The sequence below is a fragment of the Amycolatopsis sp. 2-15 genome (genome assembly GCF_030285625.1).
Classification (GTDB): Bacteria; Actinomycetota; Actinomycetes; order Mycobacteriales; family Pseudonocardiaceae; genus Amycolatopsis; species Amycolatopsis carbonis.
The window spans coordinates 8772217-8789273 of sequence record NZ_CP127294.1; the positions used below are offsets into that span (position 1 = coordinate 8772217).

20 protein-coding genes and 1 pseudogene are annotated in these 17057 nt (G+C 68.7%); 5 read left to right on the forward strand and 16 right to left on the reverse strand.

What is annotated here, in order from left to right; all coding sequences use genetic code 11:
* Positions 1-14 precede the first annotated feature (14 nt).
* From QRX50_RS43260 to QRX50_RS43300, 9 genes and pseudogenes are all read right to left on the reverse strand, one after another.
* On the reverse strand, positions 15-938 hold the full coding sequence (locus tag QRX50_RS43260) for a GNAT family N-acetyltransferase (RefSeq protein ID WP_285968862.1): 924 nt from the start codon (positions 936-938) through the stop codon (positions 15-17).
* Positions 935-1366, reverse strand: a complete 432-nt coding sequence (gene aroQ / locus QRX50_RS43265) for a type II 3-dehydroquinate dehydratase (protein WP_285968863.1) — start codon at positions 1364-1366, stop codon at positions 935-937. Before aroQ ends, QRX50_RS43260 begins: the two co-directional genes overlap by 4 nt.
* A complete protein-coding gene (gene aroB, locus QRX50_RS43270) occupies positions 1363-2472 on the reverse strand; it encodes a 3-dehydroquinate synthase (protein ID WP_285968864.1) in 1110 nt (369 codons plus the stop codon). The genes aroQ and aroB overlap by 4 nt, the downstream gene beginning before the upstream one ends.
* Positions 2473-2504: 32 nt before the next feature.
* Positions 2505-3029, reverse strand: coding sequence for a shikimate kinase (locus tag QRX50_RS43275; protein ID WP_285968865.1), 525 nt, complete (start codon positions 3027-3029; stop codon positions 2505-2507).
* Positions 3026-4213: a chorismate synthase gene (aroC, locus tag QRX50_RS43280; RefSeq protein ID WP_285968866.1), complete on the reverse strand. Its 1188-nt coding sequence runs from the start codon at positions 4211-4213 to the stop codon at positions 3026-3028. Before aroC ends, QRX50_RS43275 begins: the two co-directional genes overlap by 4 nt.
* Before the next feature lie 45 nt (positions 4214-4258).
* Entirely contained in the window at positions 4259-5107 is an 849-nt protein-coding gene (locus QRX50_RS43285; protein ID WP_285968867.1) for a prepilin peptidase, read from the reverse strand.
* Between the two features lie 1553 nt (positions 5108-6660).
* Positions 6661-6816, reverse strand: a pseudogene (locus QRX50_RS43290) (anti-sigma factor family protein); the annotation flags it as partial.
* Complete coding sequence (locus QRX50_RS43295) at positions 6813-7298, reverse strand: sigma-70 family RNA polymerase sigma factor (protein ID WP_285974711.1); 486 nt, start codon at positions 7296-7298, stop codon at positions 6813-6815. The gene QRX50_RS43295 and the pseudogene QRX50_RS43290, both read right to left, overlap by 4 nt.
* A gap of 42 nt (positions 7299-7340) precedes the next feature.
* Positions 7341-7745, reverse strand: a complete 405-nt coding sequence (locus tag QRX50_RS43300) for a hypothetical protein (RefSeq protein WP_285968868.1) — start codon at positions 7743-7745, stop codon at positions 7341-7343.
* A 128-nt stretch (positions 7746-7873) separates the two neighbouring features.
* Here QRX50_RS43300 and QRX50_RS43305 point away from each other — a divergent pair, with 128 nt between their 5' ends.
* A complete protein-coding gene (locus QRX50_RS43305) occupies positions 7874-8311 on the forward strand; it encodes a Rieske (2Fe-2S) protein (protein ID WP_220238452.1) in 438 nt (145 codons plus the stop codon).
* 107 nt (positions 8312-8418) lie between these two features.
* On the opposite strand, the gene QRX50_RS43310 is transcribed toward QRX50_RS43305, so the two are convergent.
* Together QRX50_RS43310 and QRX50_RS43315 are read right to left on the reverse strand one after the other, a co-directional pair.
* On the reverse strand, positions 8419-8874 hold the full coding sequence (locus QRX50_RS43310) for a PTS sugar transporter subunit IIA (protein ID WP_285968869.1): 456 nt from the start codon (positions 8872-8874) through the stop codon (positions 8419-8421).
* Positions 8871-9107, reverse strand: a complete 237-nt coding sequence (locus tag QRX50_RS43315; RefSeq protein WP_285968870.1) for a PTS sugar transporter subunit IIB — start codon at positions 9105-9107, stop codon at positions 8871-8873. The genes QRX50_RS43310 and QRX50_RS43315 overlap by 4 nt, the downstream gene beginning before the upstream one ends.
* Before the next feature lie 240 nt (positions 9108-9347).
* Here QRX50_RS43315 and QRX50_RS43320 point away from each other — a divergent pair, with 240 nt between their 5' ends.
* From QRX50_RS43320 to QRX50_RS43335, 4 genes are all read left to right on the forward strand, one after another.
* Complete coding sequence (locus tag QRX50_RS43320) at positions 9348-10157, forward strand: GntR family transcriptional regulator (RefSeq protein ID WP_285968871.1); 810 nt, start codon at positions 9348-9350, stop codon at positions 10155-10157.
* Positions 10154-11392, forward strand: a complete 1239-nt coding sequence (locus QRX50_RS43325) for a PTS transporter subunit EIIC (protein WP_285968872.1) — start codon at positions 10154-10156, stop codon at positions 11390-11392. Before QRX50_RS43320 ends, QRX50_RS43325 begins: the two co-directional genes overlap by 4 nt.
* Positions 11393-11423: 31 nt before the next feature.
* Positions 11424-11693, forward strand: a complete 270-nt coding sequence (locus tag QRX50_RS43330) for an HPr family phosphocarrier protein (RefSeq protein ID WP_285968873.1) — start codon at positions 11424-11426, stop codon at positions 11691-11693.
* A 199-nt stretch (positions 11694-11892) separates the two neighbouring features.
* Positions 11893-12708 carry a serine hydrolase domain-containing protein gene (locus tag QRX50_RS43335; protein ID WP_285968874.1) on the forward strand — a complete coding sequence of 272 codons (816 nt, stop codon included), beginning with the start codon at positions 11893-11895 and terminating at the stop codon, positions 12706-12708.
* A 626-nt stretch (positions 12709-13334) separates the two neighbouring features.
* Here QRX50_RS43335 and QRX50_RS43340 read toward each other — a convergent pair.
* From QRX50_RS43340 to QRX50_RS43360, 5 genes are read right to left on the reverse strand one after another with little or no spacing between them, the layout of a single operon-like run.
* On the reverse strand, positions 13335-13892 hold the full coding sequence (locus QRX50_RS43340; protein ID WP_285968875.1) for a hypothetical protein: 558 nt from the start codon (positions 13890-13892) through the stop codon (positions 13335-13337).
* Complete coding sequence (locus QRX50_RS43345; RefSeq protein WP_285968876.1) at positions 13892-14650, reverse strand: hypothetical protein; 759 nt, start codon at positions 14648-14650, stop codon at positions 13892-13894. Before QRX50_RS43345 ends, QRX50_RS43340 begins: the two co-directional genes overlap by 1 nt.
* A gap of 28 nt (positions 14651-14678) precedes the next feature.
* Complete coding sequence (locus QRX50_RS43350; protein WP_285968877.1) at positions 14679-14993, reverse strand: hypothetical protein; 315 nt, start codon at positions 14991-14993, stop codon at positions 14679-14681.
* 5 nt (positions 14994-14998) lie between these two features.
* Complete coding sequence (locus QRX50_RS43355; RefSeq protein WP_285968878.1) at positions 14999-16462, reverse strand: ESX secretion-associated protein EspG; 1464 nt, start codon at positions 16460-16462, stop codon at positions 14999-15001.
* Positions 16348-16692, reverse strand: a complete 345-nt coding sequence (locus QRX50_RS43360) for a hypothetical protein (protein ID WP_285974788.1) — start codon at positions 16690-16692, stop codon at positions 16348-16350. Before QRX50_RS43360 ends, QRX50_RS43355 begins: the two co-directional genes overlap by 115 nt.
* Positions 16693-17057: the final 365 nt, after the last annotated feature.

A 17057-nucleotide genomic window follows, 5' to 3' on the forward strand; every position in this document is an offset into this window, starting at 1 on the left:
GAGTCTAACCAGTCCTAACCCGGTTGGGTGAACGCGTCCCCGTCTCCCGAGTGTTCGAGGGCAACAAGCTCGACCTCGAAGCCATCCTCGTTCTCGAGGTAGGCCGCGTAGTGCGGTTTCCCGCCCGCGTAGGGGAAACGGTCCGCGAACAGCGGCCGCCAGCCGGGCCCGCCTTGTGCGAACTCCTCGACTTCGGCGCGGGTGGCGACGTGCAGGGCGAGGTGGTTGAGGCCGGGGCGCAAGCGTTCGTGCGGTCCGGCGGCCATCGCGGGCGAGGCCTCCACCACCAGGTAGGTGGGGCCGAGGCGCCAGGTGACGCCGTCGGGCCAGCGCTGGAACTCGCGCCAGCCCAGCCGCCCCAGCAGCCAGCCCCAGCTGCGTTCGGCGCGCGCGAGGTCGGGCACCCAGAGCTCGATGTGGTGCGGCCGCCCGTGTGCGGTGGGGAGCGCGACGAGCACGCGGTGCCCGTCGCCGTAGTGCACACCGGAGCCGACGTCGAGGAAGCCGAGCCGCTGGGTGATCGCGAGGCTGGCCGCGTTGCCCTCGTGGACAAGCGCCCACACGGCGGGCAGGCCGAGCGTGGTGAGGCCGTGGGCCACGAGCGCACGGCCGGCTTCGGTGGCGAAGCCCTTCCCCGCGTGCTTCGCGGCGACGTAGTAGCCCAGCTCGGCGACGGCGCCGGGCAGCTCGGACGACGGTCGAAGGTGGGCGACGCCGACGACTTCACCCTCGTGCTCGACCACCCAGTGGCCCTGGCCTTCGGGCCCGTCGTAGGCGAGGCGGCGGGCCACCATGGCGCGGGCCTGGGCGGGGTCGGAGAAGTCGGCGGCGAAGAACCGGCTCATCTCCGGGTCGGCGAACACCGCCACCACGGCGTCGGTGTCGGCTTCGGTCAGGGCCCGCAGCCGGAGCCGGTCGGTGGTGAGCTCCGGGGTCACTTCGCGTTCGCTGCCACCCAGCGCAACGCGAGGTCGTAGCCGTCGACGCCGAGGCCCACGATCACGCCGGTTGCGACGTCGGAGAGCACGCTGTGGTGGCGGAACTGCTCGCGCTTGTGGACGTTGCTGATGTGCAGCTCGATCAGCGGCGCGGACAGCTGCGCGGCGGCGTCGCGTACGGCGATCGAGTAGTGCGTCCAGGCGCCGGCGTTGAGCACGACCGGGTTACCGCCGTCGGCGGCCTCGTGGAGCCAGCCGACGAGCTCGCCCTCGTGGTCGGTCTGGCGCACCTCGACGTCGAGGCCGAGCTCGGTACCTGTCTTCACGCAGAGGGCGGCGAGGTCGTCGTGGGTCGTGGAGCCGTAGACCGCGGGCTCGCGCTTGCCGAGGCGGCCGAGGTTGGGGCCGTTGAAGACGAAGACCTTCACAGCAGCACGCTCCCGCCGCTCTTGGGGGCGTCGGCCGCGACCGCGGAGTAGGCGGCGGCCAGCAGCGCCGGGTCCGGGCCTTCGAGGCGGCCAGGCTTGGCGAGCGCGTCGAGGACCACGAACCGGAGCACGCCGGAGCGGGTCTTCTTGTCGCCCTTCATGCTTTCGATGAGCTGCCCCAGGGCGTCGGCGTCGTAGGTGGTCGGCAGGCCGATCAGCTTCAGCACGGATGCGTGGCGCGCGGCGGTCTCGTCGTCGAGGCGCCCGGCGAGGCGGGCGAGCTCGGCGGCGAACACCAGGCCGACGCTCACGGCCGCGCCGTGGCGCCAGCGGTAGCGCTCGCGGCGCTCGATGGCGTGGCCGAGGGTGTGGCCATAGTTGAGGATCTCGCGCAGGTCGGACTCGCGCAGGTCGGCGGCGACGACGTCGGCCTTCACCTGGATCGAGCGGCGGACCAGCTCGGCCAGCACGTCTCCCGTCGGGTCGAGGGCCGCTTCGGGATCCTGTTCGATCAGCTCGAGGATGCGCGGGTCGGCGATGAAGCCCGTCTTCACGACCTCGGCCATGCCGGCCACGAGTTCGTTGCGGGGCAACGTTTCCAGCGTCGCGAGGTCGACGAGCACGGCGCTCGGCTCGTGGAACACGCCCACGAGGTTCTTGCCGGCTTCGGTGTTGATGCCGGTCTTGCCGCCGACGGCCGCGTCGACCATGCCGAGCAGCGTGGTCGGCACGTTGACCAGGCGCACGCCGCGCATCCAGGTGGCGGCGACGAAGCCGGCCAGGTCCGTCACGGCGCCGCCGCCGAGGCCCACGACCACGCCCTGGCGGTCGAGCCCGATCCGGCCGAGGACCTCCCAGCAGAAACTCGCGACGGAGTAGGCCTTGCCGTCTTCGGCGTCGGGGATCTCCACGCGGTGCGCGTCGAGGCCCGATTCGGCGAGCTCGTCGCGCACGGCCTCGGCCGTGGCGGTGAGCGTGGGCGGGTGGATCAGCGCGATCTTCGACGCGTCGGCGAGCTGAGCGGTGAGCTCGGCGAGCAGGCCGCGGCCCACGATCACGTCGTACGGGTGCGCGGTCGCGACGCTGATCCGGACGGGTTGGGACACGGGTTTTCCTCACTACTCCTGGTTTGCCGGTCTTACTGCTCGCGGGCCTCGGCGGGCTCGATCGCGGCGACCGCGGCGGCCACCACCTCGGCGGGTGACTGGTGGTCGGTCTCGATCTCGACGGTCGCCACCTCCCGGTACACGGGCAGGCGCGCGTCGAGCAGGGACTTGAACGTGGCGCGCGGGTTCACGCCCGCGAGCAGCGGGCGTGCGCTCGACAGGCCGGTGCGCTGCACGCCGGCGGCGAGGCCGACGTTCAGGAACACCACCGTGTGCTTCGCCAGCACCGCCCGGGTCTCCGGGGTCAGCGGCGCGCCGCCGCCGAGGGAGAGGACGCCGTCGTGCTCGTCGAGGGCGGTGGCGACGGCCTGCGCTTCGAGCGCGCGGAACGCCTGCTCGCCGTCCTCGGCGAAGATGTCGGAGATCGCGCGGCCGGCGCGCTCGACGATGTCGTCGTCGGTGTCGCGGAACGCCACCCCGAGCGCCTCGGCGAGCAGCGGGCCCACCGTGCTCTTGCCCGAGCCCGGCGGTCCCACGACCACGGCGCGGGGGCTCACCAGCGCTCCTCGAGCGCCTTCAGGTAGCCCTCGGCGTTGCGCTTGCTCTCGGCCAGCGAGTCGCCGCCGAACTTCTCCAGCGCGGCGTCGGCCAGCACCAGCGCCACCACGGACTCGAGCACGACGCCCGCCCGCGGCACGGCGCACACGTCCGAGCGCTGGTGGATCGCGACGGCCGGCTCGCCGGTGCGCACGTCCACCGTGGACAGCGCCTTCGGCACGGTCGAGATCGGCTTCATCGCCACGCGCACCCGCAGGGGCTCGCCGTTGGTGATGCCGCCTTCGAGGCCGCCCGCGCGGTTGGAGCGACGCGTGACGCCGACCGGACCGGTGCCGCGGTCGATCTCGTCGTGGGCCTGGCTGCCCCAGCGCCGCGCCGTGGTGAAGCCGTCGCCGACCTCCACGCCCTTCATGGCCTGCACGCCCATGAGCGCGCCCGCGAGGCGCGCGTCGAGGCGGCGGTCCCAGTGCACGTGGGAGCCGAGGCCCGGCGGCAGCCCGTAGGCGAGCACCTCGATCACGCCGCCGACGGTGTCGCCCGCCTTCCGCACGGCGTCGACCTCGGCGACCATCGCCTCGGTGCCCTCGGCCGAGAACGCCCGCACGGGGCTCTCGTCGATCGCGTCCAGGTCACCCGGCCGCGGCAGCGGTCCCTCGGGCGCGTCGGCGCCGCCGATCGACACGACGTGGCTCAGCACCTCCACGCCCAGCAGCTGGCGCAGGAAGTTGCGCGCCACCGTGCCCAGCGCCGTGCGCGACGCCGTCTCGCGGGCGCTCGCGCGCTCCAGCACGGGACGAGCCTCGTCGAAGCCGTACTTCTGCATGCCGGGCAGATCGGCGTGGCCGGGGCGCGGCCGCGTGAGCGGCTCGTTGCGCGCCAGGCCGGCGAGCACCTCCGGGTCCACGGGGTCGGCCGCCATGACCTGCTCCCACTTGGGCCACTCGGCGTTCTCGATCTGCACCGCGATGGGGCCGCCCTGCGAGAGCCCGTGGCGGACGCCGCCCAGGAACTGCACGTGGTCGGTCTCGAACCCCATGCGCGGGCTGCGACCGAACCCGAGACGGCGCCGCGCGAGCTGCGCGGTGAGGTCTCCGGTGGTCACCTCCACACCAGCGGGCAGGCCCTCGAGCACAGCGGCGAGGGCGGGTCCGTGCGATTCTCCTGCGGTGATCCAGCGCAACACCAGCCAATCCTGTCACGCGTTGCGGGGCGCCTGACCAGCAGCCCCTCAGCTCGGCACCACCCCCGAACCCACCCCGGGGAAGACCGCGCACGTCCAGGCCGCCACCACCAACGCCGGGCCGTGGGGAACACCACGCCGAATCGCCCGATGGGGGCGAGGGCCTGCCCTGGGTTGAGGTGGGTGTGTCGCGGTGGGTGCCGGAAGGCTGTTTGGCTGGGATGCGCCGTTTGGTGGGCCGGCCGATGCACGACGCCCGCATGCGCCGGATGCGCGTTTCGGCGAGGCGGCTGATGCAGGATGCCCGTCGGCGCGGGATGCGCCTCTCGGCGACGCGACCGATGCCGCACGCCCGCCTGCGCGGGATACGCGTTTTGGTGAGCCGGCTGATACCGGATGCCCGCTCGCCGGTTCGGTACAGCGCCGCCGCCCGGCGATGGCCGGCACCTGCGCTCCGGCGGCCACCACGGCACTCAGCCCGGCGGCCGCTATCGCCGCGACGGCCACCGACGCCCAACCCAGCGCACCCAGCACCGCTCCCAGCACGCCGGCGAGCTTCACGTCACCCGCCCCGAGCTGCGCCGGCCTGACCCGGTGAACGACGAGGTGGACACCACCGAACACGAGCGCGCCCTCCACCGCGCCCACGAGCAGCGTCACCCCGCCTCCGCTGAGAGCGGCAACGGTCAGCGCGGTCGCCATGACGGGATACGCCGGCAGGGTCAACACATCCGGCAACCTCCGATGCCGGACATCCGCCAAGCACAACGGCACCCCGACCACCGTGAGCACCCACGGCACCGGCCACCACCACTCCTCCCAGCGCCCCTCCCGCCACCGCCACACGACGACGACAAGCGCACCCACCACCACGCCGACAGCCACCGCCGGCGACACGGGCGCACCTGCCCGCCTCAGCAACCACACGAGGAGGGGCACCACCGCCCCACCTGCCACGACCAATCCCCAGGACATGCACCCACGTTGACAGCGCCCGCCCACCACGCCAAGCCGCGCCTGTCGCGAGTGGACCCCTCGCGCCGAAAACCGCCTCGATTCACCCGACCGTGCATCCAAACTGCCCGCGCGGCAACGCAAACCACCGCCGGCTCAGGCCACGCGCACCGCTTGACACCACCCCCGGCCGACAGCGCTGCGACCACAACCCGCTCAGATCGCCCACGCCAGGATCGCCGCCGCGCCCCTCCGCCGCGGCCACGACCGGCGGGCAACCCAGCCGCCCCCGACCGCAGCGACTCAGATCGGCGGTAACCCGAGCCAAGCGAAGGCGCACAGCAAACCGGGCCCACCCGGCCTGCGGCCGCGCGCCGACAGTCCGACCGGCCACCCACGCGCCCGGACGCCCCGCCAAGCGCCCGAATGTGGCGTTCGGTGCGTTCAACGCACCCAATGCGGCGTTCGGTGCGTTCAACGCAACCAATGCGGCGTTCGGTGCGTTCAACGCAACCAACGCCGCATTGGGGTGGGCCGAAGAGAAGCCGCGCGTCAGCGAGTCATGGATAAACCAGGCGCATCAAGGGTTTCCCCGTACGCACGCTCCGGATTTCCAGCGAGGCGATCTCCTGGGACTTCATGGGCGTGCCCACCACGACCTTGGCCGTGTTCTCCGGCAGGGCCTTCCAGGTGGCGAGCTCGGTTTGGGTGCCGTCGCGGCCGAGGGCGACCAGGGAGTAGTCCCCGCCCTTGCCGCCGCGGTAGCTGCAGGACATTTCGACCTCGGTGCCCCACGACTGGGGGTCGATGCGGGCCGCGGCCTGGATCGGGTATTCGCCGAGGGCCGACATCGCGAGTGCAGGCGCAGGCGCGGCGACAGCGGGCGCGGCGGGCGGCGGCGACACATCCGGCAGCGAAACCGACACCGCCAGAGCCACCCCGGCCGCGACGGCCAGCGCGGCCACGCCCCCGGTCACCCCGTTCCGGATCCGCCGGCGGCGGCGCACCTTCCGCATCAGTACCGGCAGCAGATCGGGTACCGGCAGCGAGACCGGCATCAGCGGAGAGCCCGGCATCGGCGACACCGCCGACAGGCCGGGCTCCGGAACCGAATCCGGACCCGATGCCGTCGGCACAGCCGGCAGGTCAGGCACCGACGGTGCACCCGCCACTGCCGCCCGCACCGATAAATCCGGCACCTCCGGTCCCGGCCCAGGTACATCCGGTCCCGGCACACCCCCCACCGCCGACAGGTCGGGCACCGACCGCGAGCCCGCCGCATCCGCGACCGGCCTCGGCGAACCCGCCGCATCGGGCCCCGACCCCGGCCCATCCGGCCCAGGTCCACCCCACACCGGCAAATCCGACCGCAGCCCCGGCTCCGACCCCGGCACGATCACCAGATCGGGCACCAGCCCCGGATCCCACGGCGTCCCAGCACCGTCTCCCTCACCGGTGCCGGGCCCGAAGGCTCCCCCCGGCGAACCACCCCTGGTCTGTGCGAGCAAGCCCGGCAGCCCGGCCAGTTCGCGGACGGCGGCGGCGCACCGGTCGCACTCCTGGAGGTGCTGCTCGAACGCCTGCCGGTCTTCCGGTGACAGGGCACCGAGCACGTACGCGGCGTCGTAGGTCGCGAACTCGTCGGCGGTCACTGCGTCACCCCCCGCTCTTCCAAAGCCAGGCGAAGCGCCCGTAGTGCGTAGTGCGTGCGGGACTTCACCGTCCCCTCGGCGATTCCCAGGCGGTGGGCGGCGTCGGCCACCGAGTACCCCTGGAAGTAGCACAGTTCGAGCACTTCGCGGTGGCGGACGGAGAGCTCGCCCAGCGCCTCGGCCACCAGCCACCCCTGCACGGCCCGCTCGGTGCCGTCGGCCACCGCGCGCTCGGGCGGAGCGTCGGTGACGACCTCCGAGCGCGAGGTCGCCGACCGCCAGCCGTCGATGGCGATGCGGCGGGCGACCGTGAACAGCCACGCGCGGGCCGAACCCTGTGACTGGTCCAGCACGTGAGTGTGGCGCCATGCCCGGAGCAGCGTCTCCTGCACCACGTCCTCCGCATGGTTCCGGTTGCCGCCCGTCAGGTGCAGGGCGTAGGACCAGAGCGCGGCCGCGTGTTCCTCGTGCAGCGCGCGCATCAGCTGGTCCTCGACGTCGCTCCTCCCCACGGCAAGCCCCGGTCAGCGTCCGGCCGGCACCGCGTGCGCGCCGGAAGACTGCCTGGCGCGCACCTCCTGCACCAGCAGCACCAGGCCGCAGATCACGCACAGCGCCTCGGTGACTACACCCCAGTACTCGAACTGGCTGTTGAACTGGTCATGCACGCCGTACAGGCCCACGGTCACCGACAGCAGATACGCGAGCAGCGTCACGCCGCCGAAGCCGAACGTGAGGAACGGCGGCACCCAGTGGCGCCAGAACAGCAGTGCGACGGCGATCACGATCCCGGCGATCCCGTTCACCAGGAACAGCGGACCGACCACCGCGATGTCCGAGTAGCCACTGCCGAAGTACAGGTAGAGGTGGACCGCGGCGGACCCCACCAGCCCGATCGCGCCCAACCCTCGCATCCAGTTGGCCAGCATGATGTTCTCCTTCACCCCGTCCGAATCCCTCTCCCCCACTACACGGAAGCAGGGGCGATCCGGTTCACCGGACAACGCTTTGCGGTGAACGGGTGAACCAGCCGGGCGATCATCTCGTTAGTAGGGGCATGACTGCCGAACTGCACACCCGCCGCTCCGTTCTCACCACCGGGGCCGCCGTCGCCGGCGTCGCCGTGGGCACCGTCGCCCTCGCGGCCTGTGGCGCCGGCTCGGACTCGGGCTCCTCGGGCGGCGACGCCCCCAAGCCCGGCGGGAAGGTGATCGCGCTGTCCGACGTGCCCGTCGGCCAGGCGAAGTCCGCCAAGACGCCCGACGGCCAGGACGTGATCGTGGCCCAGCCGACCGCCGGAACTGTGAACTGCTTCAGCGCCATCTGCACCCACCAGGGCTGCACCGTGAACCCGCCGCAGGGCGCCGAGATCCACTGCCCGTGCCACGGTTCGGTGTACGACTCGCTCACGGGCGCGGTGAAGAACGGTCCCGCCGAGAAGCCGCTGCCGAAGATCAACGTGAAGGTCGACAACGGAGAGGTCGTCACCGCCTGACGCCCTGAACCACCCAACGCACGCGAAGGGCCCCTTGTGGACGATCACCGTCCACAAGGGGCCCTTCTGCGTCGAAGGCCAGGAAAGCCAGGAAAGCCGAGAAAGCCTCAGCCGTTCCAGCCGAACAGCGGGTCGCCCGCCGCGACCGTGCGTCCGGTCTCGAGGCCCGCGAGCACGTCGGCCTGGGCGTCGAGCCCGACCACGGGCACGATCGGCGAGTAGCCGGCGGCCGCCACGGCCTCGGGGTCCCAGCCGATCACCGGCTGGCCGGCGCGCACCGACTCGCCCTTGACCACGTGGAGGGTGAAGCCCTCGCCCTTCTCCTTCACCGTGTCGATGCCGAGGTGCACGAGCACGGCGCGCCCGTCCTCGGTCGCCACCACGAAGGCGTGCGGGTGCAGGGTCACGACGGTGCCGTCGACCGGCGAGACGGCGTCGGAGCGCCCGCCGCTCGGCTTCACGGCGATGCCGGGGCCGACCATCGCCTCGGCGAACACCGGGTCGGGCACCTCGGTGATCGCGACGACCTCGCCCGCGACGGGGCTCAGGATCTCGAGGCTCACATCAGGTCCTCGATGTCGCTGGCGATCGTGTCCGCCTCGGGGCCGACGATCACCTGCACCGCGGAGCCCATCTTCACCACGCCCATCGCGCCGGCGGCCTTGAGCGCCGCCTCGTCGACCAGGCTGGTGTCCTCCAGCTCGCAGCGAAGGCGCGTGATGCAGCCTTCGATCTCGACGACGTTGTCCACGCCGCCGAGCGCCGCGAGAATCTTTTCAGGCCTGTCATCCGCCATCGCGGCCTCCTCGTTTCCCGTTGGTTCCCCACGTGAGCCAGTGCGCTCCACCACTACTACGCCGTTCGTCGGCATGCACGTCGCCGCAGGCCACGAACGCATAACGGTGGTTGACACCCGCTCGCGAGGCGGAGCATTCTGCCCCATCGGAATTATTGGTCTAGACCGGAACGTACCAATCTTCCGGCGAAGACGCGAGCACCGGTCGCCCGGTGCGACGACAGAAGGAGGGTGACACCGATGAGCGCTGCCGCGCACGTCCCGCCGCCCGACGGCGTCGACCGGGTGGACCGGGTGATCAACGGGCCCACGCCCAAGCACGCTCAGCTGCGCGAGATCCTGCGCCGGTCCGTGGAGCGCGAGCTCCCGCCCGGTTCGCCGATCCCGTCGGAGCGGGAGCTCGCCCAGCGCTACGGTGTCTCGCGCCTCACGGTCCGCTCGGCGATCGGCAAGCTCGTCGAAGAGGGCCTGCTGGCCCGGGTGCGCGGCAAGGGTACGTTCACCGCCGCGCGCCGCATGGAGTTGCAGCTCTACCTGATGTCCTTCACCGACGACATGCGCCGGCGTGGGCTCACCCCCACCACGGAGGTGGTGTCCACGTCGCTCGAGGTCCCGCCCGTGACCTCGGCGCACGCACTCGGCCTCACCGAAGGCGTGGCGGCCCACCGGCTGGTGCGGCTGCGGCGCGCGGACGGCGTGCCGCTGGCCGTGGAACGCGGCTGGTACCACGCGGGCCGCACGCCCGGATTGCTCGACCTCGACCTCACCCGTTCCCTGTACGCCCGGCTGGCCGAGGCCTACGACCTGCGGCCGGACCAGGCGTACCAGACGGTGTGGGCCGAGTCCGCGGATCGCGAGACGGCGCGCCTGCTCGGCATGCGCACCGGCACTCCGCTCCTCGTCTTCCGCCGGGTCTCCAGCGCAGGCGGAGAGCCGGTGGAGGACATGACGTCCTGGTACCGGGGAGACCACTACCAGGTGACCATGCAGTTGGACCGGAACACCCCGGATTCCGGCCACCAACCCCACTACGGAGGTACCCGACGATGAGCGCCACCACCACAGAGGGGGCGAAGGGCAAGAAGAGCGGCGGCGGGCTCGCCGGGCTGCAGCGCTTCGGCCGCAGCCTGATGCTGCCCATCGCCGTCTTGCCCGCTGCCGGTCTTCTCAACCGGCTGGGCCAGGACGACGTGTTCGGCAAGACCGGCCTCGGCTGGGACAAGGTCGCGGCCGTGATCGGCGCGGCCGGCGGTGGCCTGTTCGACTGGCTGCCCCTGCTGTTCGCCATCGGTATCGCGGTCGGCTTCGCGCGCAAGGGCGACGGCTCGACGGCCGTGGCCGCGGTCGTCGGCTGGGTCGTGTTCAACAAGGTCATCCAGGCCATCGCGCCGATCAGCAGCCAGGAGGGCTACAAGCCCGGCTGGGAGGGCGCGCCGATCCACTGGCCCTACAGCGTGCTGACCGGTGTGATCAGCGGTATCGTCGCCGCCCTGCTGTGGCAGCGCTACTACCGGATCAAGCTGCCGAGCTGGCTCGCCTTCTTCGGCGGCCGCCGGTTCGTGCCGATCGTCACCGCGTTCTCGATGATCATCCTCGGCGTGATCTTCGGCCTGGTCTTCAAGTACGTCGACCACGGCATCAACTCGATCGGCCAGGCCGTCGTCGGCTCGCCGGTGATCGGTGGCGGCATCTACGGCGTGCTCAACCGCCTGCTCATCCCGATCGGTCTGCACCAGCTGCTGAACGTGCCGGTGTGGTTCATCTTCGGCGGCGGTGACCTCAACAACTTCTTCGGCCACGTGCAGGGTTCCGGCACGTTCATGACCGGCTTCTTCCCGATCTTCATGTTCGCCCTGCCCGCCGCGGCGCTGGCGATCTGGCAGACCGCGAAGCCGGGCCAGAAGAAGATCGTCGGCTCGATCATGATCTCGGCGGCGCTGACCTCGTTCATCACGGGTGTCACGGAGCCGATCGAGTTCGCGTTCATGTTCGTCGCGTGGCCGCTCTACATCTTCCACGCGATCATGACCGGTGTCTCGCTGGCCGTCTGCAACGCGCTGGGCATCCACCTCGGCTTCTCGTTCTCGGGCGGTGCGATCGACTTCGCCCTCAACTCGTCGCTGGACACGGCGCACCGGGCGTGGCTGCTGATCCCGATCGGCCTGGTCTTCGCCGTCATCTACTACGTGGTGTTCCGGTTCGTGATCACGAAGTGGAACATGCGCACCCCCGGCCGCGAAGACGACACGATCGAAGCCGACCTCGACCGCACGGCCGCGAAGTAAGATCACCAGCAGTATTCGAGAGAGGACGACCATGCCGGAGAAACGAGTCACCGTGGCCAGCAAGGTGGGCCTGCACGCCAGGCCGGCCGCGCTGGTCGCCAAGGCGGCCGCGGCGCAGTCCGTCGCGGTGAGCATCGCCAAGGCCGGCGGCGACCCGGTGGCCGCCGGCAGCGTGCTCAACCTGATGACGCTCGCCGCCGCGTTCGGCGACGAGGTCGTCATCAGCGCCGAGGGCGAGGGCGCCGACGCCGCGATCGACGCGGTGGCGGAGCTCGTCGCCACGGATCTCGACGCTCAGTAGGTACCACTCCAGGGGCAGCCGAAGGGGCCGTCCATCGCCGGAAACCGGTGGTGGGTGGCCCCTTCGCTCATGCATCGGCCGCTTGCCCGATCCGGCCGAAAGGAGGCGGATACCCAACGGGAGGTCACCGCGCGTGCCAACGGTTTCCGCCGTGACTGTGGTCGGATCGGCAACAAGCAGCACAGTTAAAGTGTGAGGTATGAAGAGCCTGCGCCTGATCGACGAGTGGCCGGTGGACAACGCCGCGGCCGGGGTGGTTTCCGCCGACGGTGAGGTGCGCGACCGCCACGGCGATCCCGCCCGCGTGTTCCGCCTGGCGTCGGTGACCAAGCTGCTCACCGCCTACACTGCGCACATCGCGCTCGAGGAGGGCGTGGTCGAGCTGGACACCCCGGCCGGTCCCGAGGGCTCGACCGTGCGCCATCTGCTCGCCCACACCTCCGGCCTCGCCTTCGACGCGCACAAGGAGATGGCCCTGCCCGGCACTCGCCGCCTGTACTCCAACGCCGGCTTCGAAGTCCTGGCCGACACCCTCACCGAACACTCCGGCATCCCCTTCGCCGACTACCAGCGCGAAGCCCTGCTGGACCCGTTGGGCATGACCGCCACCGTGCTCGACGGATCCCCCGCCTCCGGCGCCGCGTCCACTGTGGACGATTTACTGGTGTTCGCCGCCGAACTGCAGTCCCCGAAACTCCTCGCGGCCGCCACCCTCGCCGCCGCCACGGACGTCGCTTTTCCCGGGCTGAACGGCGTGCTCCCCGGCTTCGGCTACCAGAAACCCAACGACTGGGGCCTCGGCTTCGAACTGCGCGACCACAAGTCTCCACACTGGACCGGCTCCGCAAGCTCCCCGCGCACCTTCGGCCACTTCGGCCAGTCCGGCACTTTCCTCTGGGTTGACCCCGAGGCCGGCCACGCCTGCGTCGCCCTGGCGGACCGCTCCTTCGGCCCCTGGGCCGCCGAAGCATGGCCCCCGTTCACCGACGCGGTACTGGCCGACCTGAAGGGCTGACTCACACCGCCCCAACGCCGCATTCGGTGCGCTCAACGCACCCAATGCGAACTCACATTTGGTTGCACAAGTGTTAGCTGACGTCCGGGGGACGGGTCGGCGTCGAGCACGTGACGCACCTGTTCCGAGCCGGGACAGCTACAGATAGCCTTCCACCAGCAGAATTACCCGGCGTACGTGGCTTTGAAAGGGGCAGCTGGCACGCCGTCACCCGTTCCGCTCGACGGCCATGAGGGCGACAAGGTGCTAACCCCATCGTGAGCGCACTGCCACGTACGTCGAGCGGCCTGGACCGAGGCAGGTGATCACTTCCCGGCGCACGCGCGCCGACGCGTCGACCGAGGACCGGTAGTCCCAGCGGTGCCGGTCGGTGTCCCACACATACACCGCGCCATCGAGGCGCGGTCGACGTACTCGCGTCGGCGCTGGATCGCCTCGATCCGACATTCGCCCGCGCCGAGGCTGGCTGCGCGTAGACCTTTTGCTGTTGGAGCGGACGGACCGAGCCAATGTTGACTGCAAAGGAGCGCGCTTTCGTGATGTGCAGGTTGGCCTCTTCGCGTGCGCTCTGGGCAATGAACGCCAACCTCGTCGGGTGACAGTTCAGATAGTTACGAGGTGACAGGTCAAGCTTGCGGCGCAGACCTGAACTGCGACCTGTGACGCGATGAAAAGAAGAGAAAGTAGGCGATTGCAAGATTGATAGTGACACCGAGCGCCGCAATTACGGGAAGTAAAATGTAGAGCACAATCGTCGCCGTAAAGTGCAGCTGCTCTTGGTCGGAATAGTTGCCCGATGTTGTCACAGACAGGGCGTACCAAGGCACGAATACAATGGTCGCCAACCAGGCTGGAATAAGTGTGCCCAGTTGCACTCCGATCGCGGTGTACTCTTTTCTCTGCTTAAGATATCCTGTTGATACGTACGAGCGTGCCACAATTAAGCCGATTCCCGATATCACCAAACAGCAAGCAGATATAACTCCCAATCCTACGGTAAGCACGGTAGAGGGATCGTAGAACGTGGGAAGACTGTAGCCGAAAATAGGAATAGCAATGATCAAGAGCAGTCCAAGGGTGATGCTAATCGAACCCCATCGGATTGAGATCGCCCGAATCCTCCCGACCAGATCCGGGGGAACCCAACGATCGGGCGACATTGAGAATGCGTAGGGGTTTGCCATTACTGGACTCGCCAATCCGACGAATTCGACATAGCTCCCGTGTCGGATACGGACCACGTGGAGCCAAGTGCATTAACCTTGTCCAGAATTGCTTGCTGCTCGCTGGCAACGGTGCCGGTCAGGGAGTCGACAGCCGAGATGGTCGCGAAAATTCCAGCAATACTCGCTCCCAGTGCGCCGAGCAGGATGACGATCGCGGCCGGAATGCCCACTACAGTGCATGCACTCACGATGGCAATTCCAAATGCGATCAGTAGACCTGCGACAATCCCAATAATTTGAGTCCAGAAGCTGTCAATTCCATTCGCGAGGGCAACCAGGGAATTTCGAATCTGCAAACCCAAATCTTTAAGTGAATTCAGTCCGCTGATCTGGGCTGGAACTGTGGTCTTGTAAGCTTCCGCTGCGCGTCCCTGCCATTCGATTTCCGTCTTGAGCTTATCGATCGATATGGCGCCGGCAATATCGCCAATGGGATTCCCGATAGCGTCCGACCACATAGCCGCAGCAGCCTTGAGCCTGCCGGGGTTCCCTCGGTCGGTGGCAAAGTGCTTGCATGCAGTCCAGAATTCGGCCATTTTTTTGTTGAGATCATCCATGGCCTTACGAACAGGCTCAATCAAGTCTGAAAGGAAACCAGGAACCCAACTCATCACATCATTTACCTTGTTGAACAATTCCTCAACTTGGCGTTCGATCTCGTTGAGCTTACCGATCGCCTGGTCAATGAGCGGGTTCTCTCCTGTTGCGGTTGTCATTGTGAAACCCCTCCTTATCAAAGCGCTGTCAATGCCCGCCTGCACGGGTGATGTGATGTTGATTCTGCTCTTCATCTCGTTCGTACAGGTCAGCTGCCTTGCGTAGCGCTCCAGCAAGGTTTCGGAAATTGCTCTCCGCCTGATTGATCATGTCCTGCATGGTGGCACTGGTCTGATTGTAGAGCCGATCGAAGCCATGTGAGGCGGCATACGACATTACGTCGGCAGGCGTGAGGCCGAGCGGGTCAATCGCGCCTTTCGGTGGGTTGAGCCCATCAGCGGCGTGATCCCAGATCGCCGCGTCCGAGCGGAGAGCTTCCAATGCTACGACTACATCTGTCACTGTCCTTACTCCCTGTCGTTTTCTCCGTTGAGTGGTAGCGCGAGGCCGACCCGGCGTGACAGCCGTTGCGGGTCGTAGAGCATCCCCATGATTTCGGCGATGGCAGGCCCTTGCGGCCCGTTGACGATTTCAGGCGGAGTGTTCGCGGCGTGAAGTTGCCGTAGCACATCCGTGATTTCACTTTCGATCTCGGTGTAACGGACACTGCCGGCCCACGTCGGATCGATGGATATTTCGACGACTTGGCCATTGATCCCTGAACCAGTCAGATGGCCACCAACGCTCTCCACGGTTATACGGCGATCGACCACCGTCGCCGCTTGCTCAATGAAGCGCGCCATCTCGGTGGTCGCCGCATCCACGAGGCGCAGCATGTCATCCGGCCCAAGAGGCGACTCGTCAGCCTGATCCTCCTGCCTTCCGCCGAATGCAGGAGGCGCGGGTACGTTGCGTTGGACATCCTCCACCTGGCGAGCGAGAGCCGCGATCGTTGCCGCGTTCGCCGCCGCGAGCACACTTGAGTGAAGGCCACGTGGATCCACAGCTCTTGTCCAGTTGCGGTCAAGCGCTACCGACAGTACTTCTGCGGCAGGTGAGACCGTGACCGAGACGATCCGATCAGGGTCCTGCCCTGTGAGCCGCTCGCTATCCGGAGCTGTTTCCTCAGCCTGTATAGGTGACTGATCACATTCCCAGTCTTCTGCTTCTTCGAAGCCCCACCTGTTGTCATCCACTATGGACACGCTCCTCGTCGAGCTCGGGTTGTTCGTCACATCCGTCGGCACTGAGCACCGTCCGCCGGTTGAGTCGGCACGTCCTGGCGTGGTGAGCGCAGCTGCTTCAGGAGGTCGTAGGTTTTGCTGATCACCGTGTCTGCACGACCGAGTGCGACGTTGACGTACCCGGTCGTAGCCAGGTTCTTCGGTGAAGGAGAATAGGTCTGGCCGTGGTCGGTGTCGTAGTACGTGCAGCAGGAGCCCACCGCTGGTGCGGTAGCCACCGACACCGTCGCGCCAACCCTGCGTGGATCTGGCCGCCACTGACCCGGGGCAGCCCGACAATGCCCAGCCACGGCGCACATCCCGGCGAGCGGGTGAGCCGCCGAGGGCTTGCCGCAGGTCCGACTCCGGTACCGACAGCGCCGGGCCCGGACCTGGCTGCACGTCGCGCAGCTCCACCTCCAGGTCCCCGACGAGTGCGTCGAACCGGGCCGGGCGCAGCACCACATTTCCCGACGACGGCACGTGACAGGCGAGCATGGCATCGTTGCCGCTGGTGGCGACATGCAGGTGGTACCGGCCGGTCGAGGGCTCGACGCCGGCCGAGAATTCTTGGGCAGCTCGGCCCAGCACGGTCATCGTGCGGAGAAACTCCTCGCCCGGCCGCCCAGCACGCCACACCCCATGGTCCGCCAGCAGCTCTTGACTGATGTCTCGATGGGCTTGGGCTTCGTTGGGGTCTCGCCACATCGGCTCCGGGGCGAGCGTGGCCGGCAGGGACACCCCGGCCGCGTCCGCACCGACATGGAGACAATCCACGGGCAGGACAAGTTCACGGGGATCACGAGCATTGGGTACGCCCCCTCCAGACCGATGACCGGCGGTGTCGCCTTCAGCAGCTCGCCGATCAGCGCGTCGTCCGGATCGTCTTCCAGCAGGTAGTCCGCGGTCTTTGCGCTCGGAGTCTTCAGTCCCTTCACCCTTGCCCCCGCGTCCGATAGCCCCGCCACCCATGCCAGGTCCGGCTGGCCGTGCTGTGCCGCCCGCAGCGCCACCGCCGAGCACAGCGGTCGATCCGGATCCCTCCCCGGAACCGGAGTCCACACCGGAACCGTGGTTGGGCCTGCGGTGTGGAGGCTGGTTTCCCCCGCCGTCTGCTGGCTGCCGGGCCTTCCCCACTGCGTCCCCCTTGGCCCCTCCGCCGATCAACCTGCATGACCAACACCGATAGTAACCAACTGGCCACAATGTGTCCGGCGAACCGTGCAACTTCGCAGGTCGATCCGATCATGCCGCTGACCTGGGGAATCCCGGCGCACGCAGGCACCCCGCTACACCTGCTGTG

Excerpts from the sequence above, each read along its gene's own strand:
- QRX50_RS43295 (WP_285974711.1), bottom strand. The coding sequence starts at position 7,298 with ATGCGCGCGCTGCACGAGGAACACGCGGCCGCGCTCTGGTCCTACGCC.
- QRX50_RS43345 (WP_285968876.1), bottom strand. The coding sequence starts at position 14,650 with ATGACAACCGCAACAGGAGAGAACCCGCTCATTGACCAGGCGATCGGT.
- QRX50_RS43315 (WP_285968870.1), bottom strand. The coding sequence starts at position 9,107 with ATGGCGGATGACAGGCCTGAAAAGATTCTCGCGGCGCTCGGCGGCGTG.
- QRX50_RS43355 (WP_285968878.1), bottom strand. The coding sequence starts at position 16,462 with ATGTGGCGAGACCCCAACGAAGCCCAAGCCCATCGAGACATCAGTCAA.
- QRX50_RS43335 (WP_285968874.1), top strand. The coding sequence starts at position 11,893 with ATGAAGAGCCTGCGCCTGATCGACGAGTGGCCGGTGGACAACGCCGCG.
- QRX50_RS43320 (WP_285968871.1), top strand. The coding sequence starts at position 9,348 with ATGAGCGCTGCCGCGCACGTCCCGCCGCCCGACGGCGTCGACCGGGTG.
- QRX50_RS43300 (WP_285968868.1), bottom strand. The coding sequence starts at position 7,745 with ATGCTGGCCAACTGGATGCGAGGGTTGGGCGCGATCGGGCTGGTGGGG.
- QRX50_RS43325 (WP_285968872.1), top strand. The coding sequence starts at position 10,154 with ATGAGCGCCACCACCACAGAGGGGGCGAAGGGCAAGAAGAGCGGCGGC.
- QRX50_RS43305 (WP_220238452.1), top strand. The coding sequence starts at position 7,874 with ATGACTGCCGAACTGCACACCCGCCGCTCCGTTCTCACCACCGGGGCC.
- QRX50_RS43330 (WP_285968873.1), top strand. The coding sequence starts at position 11,424 with ATGCCGGAGAAACGAGTCACCGTGGCCAGCAAGGTGGGCCTGCACGCC.
- QRX50_RS43340 (WP_285968875.1), bottom strand. The coding sequence starts at position 13,892 with ATGGCAAACCCCTACGCATTCTCAATGTCGCCCGATCGTTGGGTTCCC.